The organism is Variovorax sp. GW821-FHT10C12 (assembly GCF_059415405.1).
This window is the reverse complement of sequence record NZ_JBWKNE010000005.1, coordinates 81,396-93,885: the sequence shown is the minus strand read 5'-3', so window position 1 is coordinate 93,885 and position 12,490 is coordinate 81,396. Positions and strand designations below refer to the sequence as shown.

Sequence of the window (12,490 nt, the reverse complement as noted above, 5' to 3'; positions counted from 1 at the left end):
GCCCATGCAACAGATCCATCACCTCATCGACGGCAAGCCAGTCCAAGGCGCCGACTACTTCGAAACCGTCAACCCCGCCACGCAGGACGTGCTGGCCGAAGTCGCCTCGGGCGGCGAGGCCGAAGTGAACGCCGCCGTGGCCGCCGCCAAGGCCGCCTTCCCCAAGTGGGCCGGCCTGCCCGCGCCCGAGCGCGCCAAGCTCATCCGCAAGCTCGGCGACCTGATCGCCAAGCACGTGCCCGAGATCGCGCAGACCGAAACCAACGACTGCGGCCAGGTGATCGCGCAGACCGGCAAGCAGCTCATTCCGCGCGCGGCCGACAACTTCTACTACTTCGCCGAGATGTGCACGCGCGTCGACGGCCACACCTACCCCACGCCCACGCACCTGAACTACACGCTGTTCCATCCGGTGGGCGTGTGTGCGCTCATCAGCCCGTGGAACGTGCCCTTCATGACGGCCACCTGGAAGGTCGCGCCCTGCCTGGCCTTCGGCAACACGGCCGTGCTGAAGATGAGCGAGCTGTCACCGCTCACGGCCGCGCGCCTGGGCGAGCTGGCGCTCGAAGCCGGCATTCCGGCCGGCGTGCTGAACCTCGTGCATGGCTACGGCAAGGAAGCCGGCGAGCCGCTGGTGGCGCACCCCGACGTGCGCGCGATTTCGTTCACCGGCTCCACCGCCACGGGCAACCGCATCGTGAAGAGCGCGGGCCTGAAGAAGTTCAGCATGGAACTGGGCGGCAAGAGCCCCTTCGTGATCTTCGAAGACGCCGACCTCGACCGCGCGCTCGACGCGGCCGTGTTCATGATCTTCAGCAACAACGGCGAGCGTTGCACGGCCGGCTCGCGCATCCTGGTGCAGCAGTCGATCTACGCCGACTTCGCCGCGAAGTTCGCCGAGCGCGCCAAACGCATCGTCGTGGGCGACCCGCTCGACGAGAAGACCATCGTCGGCCCGATGATTTCGCAGGCCCACCTGGCCAAGGTGCGCAGCTACATCGAGCTCGGTCCGAAGGAAGGCGCGACGCTGCTGTGCGGCGGCCTCGAGGCGCCGTCCAACCTGCCCGACCGCGTGAAGAAGGGCAACTACGTGATGCCCACCGTGTTCGCCGACGTCGACAACCGCATGAAGATCGCGCAGGAAGAAATCTTCGGCCCGGTCGCCTGCCTGATCCCGTTCAAGGACGAGGCCCACGCCATCGAGCTGGCCAACGACATCGCCTACGGCCTGAGCAGCTACGTCTGGACCGAGAACATCGGCAAGGCGCACCGCGTGGCCGCCGCCGTGGAAGCCGGCATGTGCTTCGTCAACAGCCAGAACGTGCGTGACCTGCGCCAGCCCTTCGGCGGCACCAAGGCCTCGGGCACGGGCCGCGAAGGCGGCACCTGGAGCTACGAAGTGTTCTGCGAGCCGAAGAACATCGCGGTGTCGATGGGCTCGCACCACATTCCGCACTGGGGCGTGGCATGACATTGCAACGCCGCGCGCTCCTGCAAGGCGCAGCCGCCCTCGCGGCCCTGCCCGCACTGGCACGCGCGCAGACGGCGTGGCCCGCCAAGCCGGTGCGCATCGTCGTGCCCTTCACGCCCGGCGGCACCACCGACTTCGTCGCGCGCCTCGTCGGACTCGAACTCGGTAAGGCGCTGGGCCAGCCGGTGATCGTCGAGAACAAGCCCGGCGCCGGCACGGTGATCGGTGTCGACGCGGTCGCCAAGTCGGCGCCCGACGGCCACAGCTTCGTGTGCGTGGCCAACAGCTTCACGGCCAACCCCACGCTGGTGCGCAAGCTGCCCTACGACACGCTGAAAGACCTGCGCCCGGTCGCGCTCATGGGCATGTCGGAGCACGTGCTCGCCACGCACCCGGGCAGCGGCCTGAAGACGCTGGCCGACCTGCGCAACCAGGCCAAGGCCAAGCCCGGCACGCTGAGCTTCGCCTCCTTCGGCAACGGCACTTCGGCGCATCTGTCGGGCGAAATGCTCAAGCTGCAGATGGGCCTGGACATCGTGCACGTGCCCTACAAGGGCCAGGGCCCCGCGCTGGCCGACCTGCTCGGCGGCCAGGTGACCGTCATGTTCGGCAACTGGCCCGAGTTCCGCGGCCATGTGCAGGCCGGCAAGCTGGTGGCGCTGGGCATGGCGACCGCGCAGCGCTCGCAGTACGCGCCCACGATACCCACACTGGCCGAACAGGGCGTGGCCATCGAGTCCAATTCGTGGAACGGCCTGCTGGCCCCGGCCGGCACGCCCGACGCCATCGTGCAACGCGTGAACGCCGAAGTGAACCGCGCGCTGGCATCGCCGGCCGTGACCGAGGCCTTCCACAAGGGCGGCATCGCGTCGCTGTCGGGCACGCCCGAGCGCTTTGCCGAGTTCATCCGCAGCGAGATCGCGAAGTACGGCGACGTGATCCGCAAGGCCAACATCCAGATCGAGGGCTGACCATGAGCCTCTATGCGATGCAGAAATTCTTGTTCGCGCTGAACCGCGACGCCGAGGTGCAGCGCCGCTTCGGCGAAGGCGGCGACACGCGCGCCACGCTGCTGGCCGGCTACGACCTGAACGACGAAGAGCGCGAAGCCATCGGCACCGGCGACATCGGCAAGCTCTACGTGCTCGGGTGCAACGGCCAGTTGCTGATGCACTTCGCGCCGTTGCTGGGCATCGCATGGGCGGACTATCTGGAAGCCATGCGCGAGGGCGTGCGCAAGTACGGCCCCGTGCGCGCCGGCATCTATGCCATGACAACCGGCACGAACGAAAAGGTGGCAGGCGTATGAGTCTCGTATTCGCAGGCGTGTGCAGCCACGCCCCCGGCATCACCGGCCGCGCGCACCTGGCCGATCCGGCGGTGAAGGACGAGTTCCACGCGCAGTTCCATCGCTTCGGCGAAGCGATGCGCGCCACGAAGCCCGACGCGGTGATCGTCATCGCGGCCGAGCACTTCGCGAACTTCTTCATGAACAACATGCCGGCCTATGCGATCGGCATGGCCGACAGCTACGAGGGCCCGATCGAAGACCCGAAATGGCTGGGCATCGAGAAGCACACCATCCCCGGCGACGCTGCGCTGTCGCAGCGCCTGATCCGCGAAGTGATGCAGACGGTGGACGTGGCCTACGCGGAAGAATGGAAGTTCGACCACGGCATCATGGTGCCGCTGAACTTCCTCACGCCGAACTTCGACACCAAGGTCATTCCCGTGAACATCAACTGCCAGGGCCCGCCGCTCACGCCGCTGCACCGCGCGTGGGCCTTCGGCGAAGCCCTGCGCCGCGCCTGCGACAAGGTGCCCGAGCGCATCGCGCTGGTGGGCACGGGCGGCATCTCGCACTGGCCGGCCACGCCCGATTCGGGCAAGGTGAATGCCGAGTGGGACGCCGAGTTCATGCGCCGCTGGTGCGCCAACGACCGCGAGGCGTTGCTGTCGCAGGCCGACTACGGCGACGAGGCCACCTACCGCGAAGCGGGCCAGGGCGGCTTCGAGATCCGCACCTTCCTGAGCGTGGCCGCGGCCGCGCGCGGCAAGGGCGAGATCTTCCACATGAAGGCCATCCCGATCTTCGCGGTGACCTGCACGGCCGCGACGATGTCGGTGGTTTGAACGGAGCACGACCATGCCGCACTTGGTGATCCTGTACACGCCCAACATCGAGGCCGAGACCGACGTGTCGGCGCTGTGCCGCACGCTGGCCGACACCATGCTCGAACAGCGCGACGAGGCCGGCAAGCCGGTGTTCCCCACCGGCGGCACGCGCGTGCTGGCCTACCCCGCCGCGCACTATGCGGTGGCCGACGGCCAAGCCGACTACGCCTTCGTGTACCTGAACCTGCGCATGGCCTCGGGCCGTTCCGAGGCGGTGAAGAAGAAAGCCGGCGACGACCTGCTGGCCGCCGTGCGCGCGCATTTCGAGCCCGTCTTCACGCAGCGCCACATCGGCATCACGCTGCAGATCGACGAAGCGCCGGGGCAGGTGTACGACGGCAAGCACAGCAACCTGCATCCCCTGTTCAACAAATCATAAAAAAGAAGCGAGCCCCCATGCTCTCCACCGCCACCATCGCCCAACTGGCCGCCGAACTGCACGAGAGCGAGAAGTCGCGCGTGCAGGTCGAGCATTTCTCCAAGCGCTTCCCCGAGATGACCATCGAGGACGGCTACGCCATCTCGCGCGAATGGGTGAAGCACAAGATCGCCGAAGGCCGCATCGTGAAGGGCCACAAGATCGGCCTCACCTCGCGCGCCATGCAGCAGGCCAGCCAGATCACCGAGCCCGACTACGGCACGCTGCTGGACGACATGTTCTTCGAGCAGGGCGGCGACATCCCGTTCACGCGCTTCATCGCGCCGCGCATCGAGGTCGAGCTGGCCTTCGTGCTCGGCAAGAAGCTGCAGGGCCCCAACGTGACCATCTTCGACGTGCTGGCCGCCACCGACTACGTGGTGCCCGCCATCGAGATCATCGACGCGCGCATCGAGCAGTTCGACCGCCACACCAAGGCCATGCGCAAGGTGTTCGACACCATCGCCGACAACGCCGCCAATGCGGGCATCGTGCTCGGCGGCCGTCCGGTGAAGCCCGACGCGGTCGACCTGCGCTGGGTGAGCGCGCTGCTCTACAAGAACGGCGTCATCGAGGAGTCGGGCGTGGCCGCGGCCGTGCTCAACCACCCGGCCACCGGCGTGGCCTGGCTCGCGAACAAGCTCGCGCCGTGGGACGAATGCCTCGAGGCCGGCGAGATCGTGCTGGGCGGTTCGTTCACGCGGCCCACCAACGCCGTGCCGGGCGACACCTTCCACGCCGACTACGGCCCCCTGGGCTCCATCGCCTTCCGTTTCGTCTGACGAGTTTTTCATGCACACCCCACTCAACACCTTCAAGCAGGCCCTGCAGGCCGGCCAACCCCAGATCGGCCTGTGGGTCGGCCTGGGCGACGGCTACGTGGCCGAGCTGCTGGCCGGCACCGGCTACGACTGGCTGCTGGTCGACGGCGAGCACGCGCCCAACGACGTGCGCTCGGTGCTCGCGCAGCTGCAGGGCATCTCCAGCGCGTGGTCGGCGCAGCCCGAAGCGCAGCGCTCGCACCCCGTCGTGCGCATTCCGGTCGGCGACACCACGCTGATCAAGCAGTACCTGGACATCGGCGCGCAGACGCTGCTGGTGCCGATGGTCGACACCGCCGAGCAGGCCGCCCAGCTCGTGCAGGGCATGCGCTACCCGCCCGAAGGCATCCGCGGCATGGGCAGTGCATTGGCGCGTGCCTCGCGCTGGCAGGCGTATCCGAACTACCTGCACGAAGCCAACGCGCAGACCTGCCTGCTGGTGCAGGCCGAGACGGTCGAGGCGATGAAGAACCTCGACGCCATCGCGGCCACGCCGGGCGTGGACGGCGTGTTCATCGGCCCGGCCGACCTGTCGGCCTCGATGGGCTTCGTGGGCCAGCCCAACCACCCCGAGGTGCAGGCCGCGATCGCCGACGCCATCGCGCGCATCCGCAAGGCCGGCAAGGCGGCCGGCATCCTGTCGACCACCGAGGAGCAGGCACGCAAGTGGCTCGCGGCCGGTGCGCTGTTCGTGGCGGTGGGCGTCGACACCATCCTGCTCGCGGCCGCCGCCAAGCAGCTGCTCGCGAAGTACAAGGCCGCGCCGGGCGCCACCGCGCCCAACGGCTACTGATCCCCTTTCAAGGAACTCTCGATGCGACGCACCACCCTCGCGGCTTTCGCCGCTGCTGCCGCCCTGTTCCTCGGCGCCTGCGCCCAGACGGGCCCGGCCTCGACCTCGCAGGCCCGGCAGGAAGCCAACCGCCAGACCGTGCTCGCCTTCTACGAAAAAGGCCTGAACCAGAAGGACGCCGACGCGGCGCTGCAGTACGTGGGCAACCGCTACGTGCAGCACAACCCCACGGCGGCCGATGGGCCCGAGGGCTTTCGCAAGTTCATCGCCTTCCTGCGCGAGAAGTTTCCGAACTCGAAGAGCGAGATCAAGCGCAGCTTCGTCGACGGCGACTACGTGATCCTGCATGTGAACGCGGTGCGCGAGCCGGGCACGCGCGGCAGCGCCATCGTCGACATCTTCAAGCTCGAGAACGGCAAGATCGTCGAGCACTGGGACGTGGTGCAGCCCGTGCCCGAGACCGCCGCGAACACGAACGGCATGTTCTGACGCCCCGCCCTTCCACGAGCCAGCCTTCGCCAGCCGCATGACCACGCCCACCGACCCCACGAAACGCTTCCGCTCCGCGACCATCCGTGAGGGCACGATCCGCGCGACCACGCGCAGCTTTCTGCACGCGCTGGGCCAGGACGACGAGGACATCGCGCGCCCGCACGTCGGCGTGTTCCACACGGGCGGCGAGATGAGCCCGTGCAACCTCAACCTGCGCGAGCAGGCGCAGCACGCCAAGACCGGCATCTACGCCGGCGGCGGCACGCCGCACGAATGCCCGGTGGTGTCGGTGAGCGACGGCCTGACGATGGCGCACTCGGGCATGCGCTTCTCGCTGATCTCGCGCGAGCTCATCGCCGACAGCGTGGAAGCGTCCACGCGCGGCCACCAGTGGGACGGCATCTTCGCCATCGGCGCCTGCGACAAGAACCTGCCGGGCCTGATGATGGGCATGGTCCGCTGCAACGTGCCCAGCGTGTTCGTGCACGGCGGCTCGGCGCTGCCGGGCCAGATGCCCGGGCCCGACGGGCGCGACCTGAACGTGGTCGACACCTACGAGACCATCGGCAAGGTGCTGGCCGGCACGGCCACGCACGACGAGCTCGACGCCATGAGCCGCGCCTGCCTGCCCACGGCCGGCGCCTGCGCGGGGCAGTTCACGGCCAACACCATGGGCATGGTGTCGGAGGCGCTGGGTCTGGCGCCCATCGGCTCGAGCATGGTGCCGGCCGTGTTCAGCGAACGCGCGCCGCTGATGCGCCGCGCCGCCAAACAGCTCATGAAGGCGGTGATGGGCGACGGCCCGCTGCCGCGCGACGTCGTGACGCGCAAGGCGCTCGAAAACGCCTGCGCCGTGGTCTCGGCCACGGGCGGCTCGACCAACGCCGCGCTGCACCTGCCGGCGATCGCGCACGAGGCGGGCATCAAGTTCCACCTGGACGACGTGGCCGAGATCTTCGCGCGCACGCCGCTCATTGCCGACCTGCGCCCCGGCGGCCAGTACCTGGCGCGCGACGTGTACTACATCGGCGGCGCGGGCGTCATCCTGCGCACGCTGCTGGAGCAGGGCTTCCTGCACGGCGACGCCCTCACCTTCACCGGTCGCACGCTGGCCGAGGAAGTGGCCGATGCCGCCGCGCCCGACGGCCGCGTGGTGCGCGCAGCGGGCAACCCGATCACGCGGGACGGCGGGCTGGCGGTGCTCAAGGGCAACCTCTGCCCCGACGGCGCGCTGCTCAAGACGGCGGGCCTGAAGACGCTGGTGCACCGCGGCCCGGCGCGGGTCTTCAATTCGGAAGAAGAAGCCCAGGCCGCCGTGCAGAACCGCCGCTACGAAGCGGGCGACGTGATCGTCATCCGCAACGAAGGCCCCAAGGGCAGCCCCGGCATGCGCGAGATGCTGGGCATCACCGCGCTGCTGTACGGCCAGGGCATGGGCGACAAGGTGGCGCTGCTCACCGACGGGCGTTTTTCGGGTGCCACGCGCGGCCTGTGCATCGGCTACGCGGGGCCCGAGGCGGCCGACGGCGGGCCGATCGCGGTGCTGCGCGACGGCGACATGGTGGCCATCGATGCGCGCGCCGCGGCGCGCAGCATTTCGGTCGAGCTGAGCGCCGAAGAAATCGCGTCGCGGCTGGCCGGACGTGAGGTAAACGCGGGGGCGGCGCACGGTGGTTTGTTGGAAAAATACGCGCTCACCGTGCGCCCTGCCCACCAGGGCGCCGTGACCCACTCGGGCGCGGTCACCTGGCTGCGCGACGAGTCGTGATCCTGTTCCCTCCTCACCATCCCGAAAAGAGACAGACATGACCTTCACCCGCCGCCACATGCTGCAGTCCACCGGCGCCTCGGCGCTGCTCGCCAGCCTCGGCCAGCAGGCCTTCGCGCAGGCTGCCGCGCTCGAGAACGCCACCATCGTCACCGGCTTCGCGGCCGGCGGCACCTCGGACACCACCTGCCGGCGCCTGGCGCTGAAGCTGAGCCCCGACTACGCCAAGACCGCCGTGGTCGAGAACCGCACCGGCGCGGGCGGCCAGATCGCCGTGAGCTACGTCAAGGGCCGCCCGGCCGACGGCACCACCATCCTGCAGACGCCCACGTCGATCCTCACGATCTACCCGCACATCTACAAGAAGCTGCCCTACGACCCGATGGTCGACCTCACGCCCGTGAGCCTGGCCTGCATCTTCGACTTCGGCTTCGCGGTCGGCCCGGCCGTGCCGGCCACCATCAAGACGGTGCCCGAGTTCCTCACCTGGGCCAAGGCCAACCCGGCCGGCGCCAACTACGGCTCGCCGGCCGCGGGCTCCACGCCGCACTTCATCGGCGCGCTGCTGGGCAAGCAAGGCGGCGTCGAGCTCAAGCACGCGGCCTACCGCGGCACGCAGCCGGCCATGCTCGACCTCCTGGGCGGCAACATCTCGGCGGTGTCGGGCCCCATCGGCGACATCACGCAGCACCTGCAGTCGGGCAAGGTGCGCATCCTGGGCGTGTCGGGTGCCAAGCGCAGCCGCTTCGCGCCCGATGTGCCGACCTTCGGCGAGCAGGGCATCAAGAACATGGCGCACAGCGAATGGTTCGCCTTCTTCCTGCCGGCCAAGGCCTCGCCCGAGCTGGTGACGAAGCTCAACACGGCGATGAAGAACGCGCTCGCACAGAAGGACGTGATCGACGGCCTCGGCACCTTCGGCCTGGAAGCCATGTCTTCCACGCCGGCCGAGCTGGCCGATCTGCTGAAGAAGGACACCGCCAAGTGGGCGCCGATCGTGAAAGAGGTCGGCTTCACGGCTGAAGGTTGATCACATGAAGGAACTGCCATGAACACACTCGCCACCGCGCCGTCGGCGCTGGTCCATCCCTCGATCCATCCCGACGAGCGCGCCGCGCGCGAGGAGCTCGCGGCCTGCTACCGCGTGTTCGCGATGCTGGGCTGGACCGAGATGATCTACAACCACATCACGGTGCGGCTGCCCGACAGCGTGACGGGTGGCGAGAAGCAGTTCCTCATCAACCCCTTCGGCCTGCACTACAGCGAGGTGACGGCCAGCAACCTGGTGAAGATCGACCTGCAGGGCAAGGTGCTCGACGGCTCGACCTACCCGGTGAACCCGGCCGGCTTCGTGGTGCATGCGGCCATCCACGACGGCCTGCCCGGCGCGCACTGCGTGATGCACACGCACACCACGGCCGGCGTGGCCGTGGCCTGCCTGCAGGGCGGCCTGCAGCAGACCAATTTCTATACCGCCCAGCTGCACGGCATGGTGGCGTACCACGACTTCGAGGGCATCACGATCCATGCCGACGAAGGCCCGCGCCTGCTGAAAAGCATCGGCGATCGCAACGCGGTGATCCTGCGCAACCACGGCCTGCTGGCCTGGGGCCAGACGCTGCCGCAGACCTTCGCCATCTTGTGGACGCTGCAGCGCGCCTGCGAGATCCAGATGGCGACCTTCTCGATGGGCGCCGCGATTCCGGTGAGCGAAGAGATCGCGCAGCGCTGCACGCGAGACGCGCTGCAGTTCAGCCCCGCGCACGGCGCCGGGCAGGACGTGTTCAATGCGCTGGTGCGGCAAGTGGACCGCATCGACCCGAGCTACCGCAACTGAGGCGCCTGTTCCCATGAAGATTTGCATCTACGGCGCCGGCGCGATCGGCGGATGGATCGGCGTCGGCCTCGCGCAGGCAGGCCAGCGCCTGAACGTGGTGGCGCGCGGCGCCACGCTCGACGCGCTCCAGAAAGACGGCCTCTCGCTCATGCGCGGCGACGTGCGCACGCGCGTGCCGGTGAACGCGGTGGCCGACCCCGAGGCACTGGGCGTTCAAGACCTGGTGGTGATCGCCGTGAAGGCGCCCGCGCTGGCCGGCGTGGCCGAGCGCATCGGGCCGCTGATCGGGCCCGACACGCTCGTGCTGGTGGCCATGAACGGCGTGCCGTGGTGGTTCCTCGAAGGCGGCTTCGGCGGCGAGATCACGGGGCACCGCCTCGCGGCCGTCGACCCCGACGGTGCCATTGCCAAGGCCATTCCGTCGCGCAACGTGATCGGCTGCGTGGTGCACGCCAGCTGCTCGCTCGACGGGCCGGGCGTGGTGCGGCACCACTTCGGCAATGGGCTGATCGTGGGCGAGCCTTCGGGCGAGGCCACGCCGCGCGTGCAGAAGCTGGTCGAGTTGCTCAAGAGCACGGGCATCGACACCACGCTGTCGCCGCAGATCCAGAAGGACGTGTGGTTCAAGCTGTGGGGCAACATGACGGTGAACCCGATCAGCGCGCTCACCGGTGCCACCACCGACCTGATCATGGGCGACGACTACGTGCGCGGGTTCATCTCGGCGGTGATGCTCGAGGCCAAGGAGATCGGCCGGCGCATCGGCATCGAGATCACGCAGAGCCCCGAAGACCGGCACGCGGTGACGATGAAGCTCGGCGCGTTCAAGACCTCGATGCTGCAGGACGTGGAGGCGGGCCGTTCGGTCGAACTCGACGCGCTCGTCACCGTGGTGCGCGAGCTGGGCGAGCTGACGGGCGTGGCCACGCCGTTCACGGATGCGCTGCTGGGGCTGGCGCGGCTGCGGACGCGGCAGCTCGGGTTGTACTGAGCGGCCTGCCGCTGGCTACCAGCGGTTTTCCGGCGCAGCGCCGATGGCCTCGACGCAACGGGCCACGATCTTCACGCGTTCCTCGCGCAGCCGCTGCCAGCCGTCGGCCTGCCACTGGGTCCAGGCCAGCGGCTCCGATTCGTAGCTGCAGCCGATCGGCGGGCGCATGAAGCCCGCGCGCCCCAGCGAGGCGCCGAACTTGAGCCGGAACAGTTCGTCCGAGCCCATCAGGTTTTCGTAGACGAGGTGCCACGACCCCGGGACCAACGGCGAGTCGGCCTCCTTCGGCGTCTGGCGCGCGGCCTCGATCTCTTCAGGCGTCGAGCCGTCGCTCAGCGCGGTGGCGAGCGCGGTCTCGGTGCGGCGGCGGTAGATGTCGGTGGCGATCTTGCTCAGGGCCTCCTGCAGGTCGCTCATCGCCGGGTTGACGCTCACCGGGTCGTCGCGCAACGCTTCGAGCGTGGTGCCGCCGAGGCCGTCTTTCGAGAAGCCCTGCACGGCCGCGCCGGTGCCGAGCACGGCGAACGCGACGTTCAGCGCAACCTGGCCGGCCACGCGGCCCACCGTGTCTTCGCGGCGCACCACGCGCAGGTGGTCGGCGCCGCTCTGCTGGGGCATGCGCAGGTAGCGGACGCGGGTTTGGGATGGGGCTGCGGCAGGCGCGGCTTCAGTGGGTGCCGAGGCTGCGGCCATGGGCGGTGCGGCGGCTTCGGTCTGGGCTTGCGCCGAGAAGCCGGCGATGGCCAGTGCCAGGCCGAGGGCATGCCGTGTGGCACGCGACGGCGTTCGTTTCTTCGTCGAATGGGTCATGTGAACTGTTTTCCTCCGGCGCGGATTGTCTCCGGCGGCGTGCTCAGTTCATGCGGGGAGGTTCGGGACGCGTGCGCAGGGCACGCTGCGGGTGCTCGCGGAGCAAGGTGCCCCGTCGGGGTGATCGCCGCCCCGAACCTCAGGCGTTCAGTTCAACCCGCCAACCCGACGTACACGTTCTGCACGTCGTCGTTCGCATCGATGGCCGCCAGAAACGCCTCGACCTCTTCCAGGTCCGCCGCACTCAGGCTCGCCGGATCAATGGGGTTCTTCGGCCGGTAGCCCAGCTTGGCCGACAGCACGGTGAAGCCCTGGGCCGGGAGCGCGCGGCTCACCAGGTCGAGGTCGGCGGGCTCGGTCAGGAACAGGGTCGTGCCGTCTTCGGCGCCCGGCTCGAAGTCCTGGGCGCCGGCTTCGATGGCGGCCACTTCGGCGTCGGCGTCCTTGCTGGCGGGCTCGGCCTCGATCATGCCGAGGTGGTCGAAGTCCCACGAGACCGAGCCGGAGGTGCCGAGCTGGCCCTTGCGGAACAGCACGCGCATTTCAGGCGCGGTGCGGTTCACGTTGTCGGTCAGGCACTCGACCATCACGGCCACGCGGTGCGGGGCGAAGCCCTCGTACATGACGTGGTCGAAGTGCACCGCCTCGCCCGTGAGGCCGGCGCCCTTCTTGATGGCACGGTCGAGCGTGTCCTTCGGCATCGAGACCTTGCGGGCCTGCTCGACGACCAGCCGCAGCCGCGCGTTCGAAGCCGGATCGGCGCCGTTGCGCGCGGCGATCATGATTTCCTTGGCCAGCTTGCCGAACAGCCGGCCCTTGGCATTCGCGGCCACGTCCTTGTGCTTGGCTTTCCATTGCGCGCCCATGTCTGCATTCCTTGGTGTTGTGGGGGGCGGCGAAACGCCGCAGCCCCC

General features: G+C 69.0%; 14 protein-coding genes. 12 read left to right on the top strand and 2 right to left on the bottom strand.

Annotated elements, in window-relative coordinates:
- Nucleotides 1-4 precede the first annotated feature (4 nt).
- From hpaE to AC07OH_RS21720, 12 genes are read left to right on the top strand one after another with little or no spacing between them, the layout of a single operon-like run.
- Nucleotides 5-1,471 carry a 5-carboxymethyl-2-hydroxymuconate semialdehyde dehydrogenase gene (gene hpaE / locus AC07OH_RS21775; RefSeq protein WP_495302085.1) on the top strand — a complete coding sequence of 489 codons (1,467 nt, stop codon included), beginning with the start codon at nucleotides 5-7 and terminating at the stop codon, nucleotides 1,469-1,471.
- Nucleotides 1,468-2,442, top strand: a complete 975-nt coding sequence (locus tag AC07OH_RS21770; protein WP_495302084.1) for a tripartite tricarboxylate transporter substrate binding protein — start codon at nucleotides 1,468-1,470, stop codon at nucleotides 2,440-2,442. The genes hpaE and AC07OH_RS21770 overlap by 4 nt, the downstream gene beginning before the upstream one ends.
- A gap of 2 nt (nucleotides 2,443-2,444) precedes the next feature.
- On the top strand, nucleotides 2,445-2,780 hold the full coding sequence (locus tag AC07OH_RS21765; RefSeq protein WP_495302083.1) for an aromatic ring-opening dioxygenase subunit LigA: 336 nt from the start codon (nucleotides 2,445-2,447) through the stop codon (nucleotides 2,778-2,780).
- Nucleotides 2,777-3,604 (top strand): DODA-type extradiol aromatic ring-opening family dioxygenase, encoded by an 828-nt coding sequence (locus AC07OH_RS21760; RefSeq protein WP_062476853.1) that lies wholly within the window; start codon nucleotides 2,777-2,779, stop codon nucleotides 3,602-3,604. Before AC07OH_RS21765 ends, AC07OH_RS21760 begins: the two co-directional genes overlap by 4 nt.
- Nucleotides 3,605-3,617: 13 nt before the next feature.
- The gene (locus AC07OH_RS21755) at nucleotides 3,618-4,025 is read left to right on the top strand and encodes a 5-carboxymethyl-2-hydroxymuconate Delta-isomerase (RefSeq protein WP_495302082.1); all 408 of its coding nucleotides are present in this window, start codon (nucleotides 3,618-3,620) and stop codon (nucleotides 4,023-4,025) included.
- A 17-nt stretch (nucleotides 4,026-4,042) separates the two neighbouring features.
- Entirely contained in the window at nucleotides 4,043-4,846 is an 804-nt protein-coding gene (gene hpaH / locus AC07OH_RS21750) for a 2-oxo-hept-4-ene-1,7-dioate hydratase (RefSeq protein WP_062476860.1), read from the top strand.
- Nucleotides 4,847-4,856: 10 nt separating this feature from the next.
- Nucleotides 4,857-5,678, top strand: coding sequence for a 4-hydroxy-2-oxoheptanedioate aldolase (hpaI, locus tag AC07OH_RS21745; RefSeq protein WP_369630895.1), 822 nt, complete (start codon nucleotides 4,857-4,859; stop codon nucleotides 5,676-5,678).
- A gap of 21 nt (nucleotides 5,679-5,699) precedes the next feature.
- A complete protein-coding gene (locus tag AC07OH_RS21740; RefSeq protein ID WP_495302081.1) occupies nucleotides 5,700-6,167 on the top strand; it encodes a nuclear transport factor 2 family protein in 468 nt (155 codons plus the stop codon).
- 37 nt (nucleotides 6,168-6,204) lie between these two features.
- The gene (ilvD, locus tag AC07OH_RS21735; RefSeq protein ID WP_062476869.1) at nucleotides 6,205-7,938 is read left to right on the top strand and encodes a dihydroxy-acid dehydratase; all 1,734 of its coding nucleotides are present in this window, start codon (nucleotides 6,205-6,207) and stop codon (nucleotides 7,936-7,938) included.
- A gap of 37 nt (nucleotides 7,939-7,975) precedes the next feature.
- Nucleotides 7,976-8,968 (top strand): Bug family tripartite tricarboxylate transporter substrate binding protein, encoded by a 993-nt coding sequence (locus AC07OH_RS21730; RefSeq protein ID WP_062476871.1) that lies wholly within the window; start codon nucleotides 7,976-7,978, stop codon nucleotides 8,966-8,968.
- Between the two features lie 18 nt (nucleotides 8,969-8,986).
- A complete protein-coding gene (locus AC07OH_RS21725) occupies nucleotides 8,987-9,775 on the top strand; it encodes a class II aldolase/adducin family protein (RefSeq protein ID WP_070063516.1) in 789 nt (262 codons plus the stop codon).
- A 13-nt stretch (nucleotides 9,776-9,788) separates the two neighbouring features.
- Nucleotides 9,789-10,766, top strand: coding sequence for a 2-dehydropantoate 2-reductase (locus AC07OH_RS21720; protein WP_495302080.1), 978 nt, complete (start codon nucleotides 9,789-9,791; stop codon nucleotides 10,764-10,766).
- 15 nt (nucleotides 10,767-10,781) lie between these two features.
- On the opposite strand, the gene AC07OH_RS21715 is transcribed toward AC07OH_RS21720, so the two are convergent.
- Both AC07OH_RS21715 and AC07OH_RS21710 read right to left on the bottom strand, forming a co-directional pair.
- Complete coding sequence (locus AC07OH_RS21715) at nucleotides 10,782-11,576, bottom strand: hypothetical protein (RefSeq protein WP_495302079.1); 795 nt, start codon at nucleotides 11,574-11,576, stop codon at nucleotides 10,782-10,784.
- 152 nt (nucleotides 11,577-11,728) lie between these two features.
- Nucleotides 11,729-12,442 (bottom strand): YebC/PmpR family DNA-binding transcriptional regulator, encoded by a 714-nt coding sequence (locus tag AC07OH_RS21710; RefSeq protein ID WP_495302078.1) that lies wholly within the window; start codon nucleotides 12,440-12,442, stop codon nucleotides 11,729-11,731.
- Between the last annotated feature and the right edge of the window lie 48 nt (nucleotides 12,443-12,490).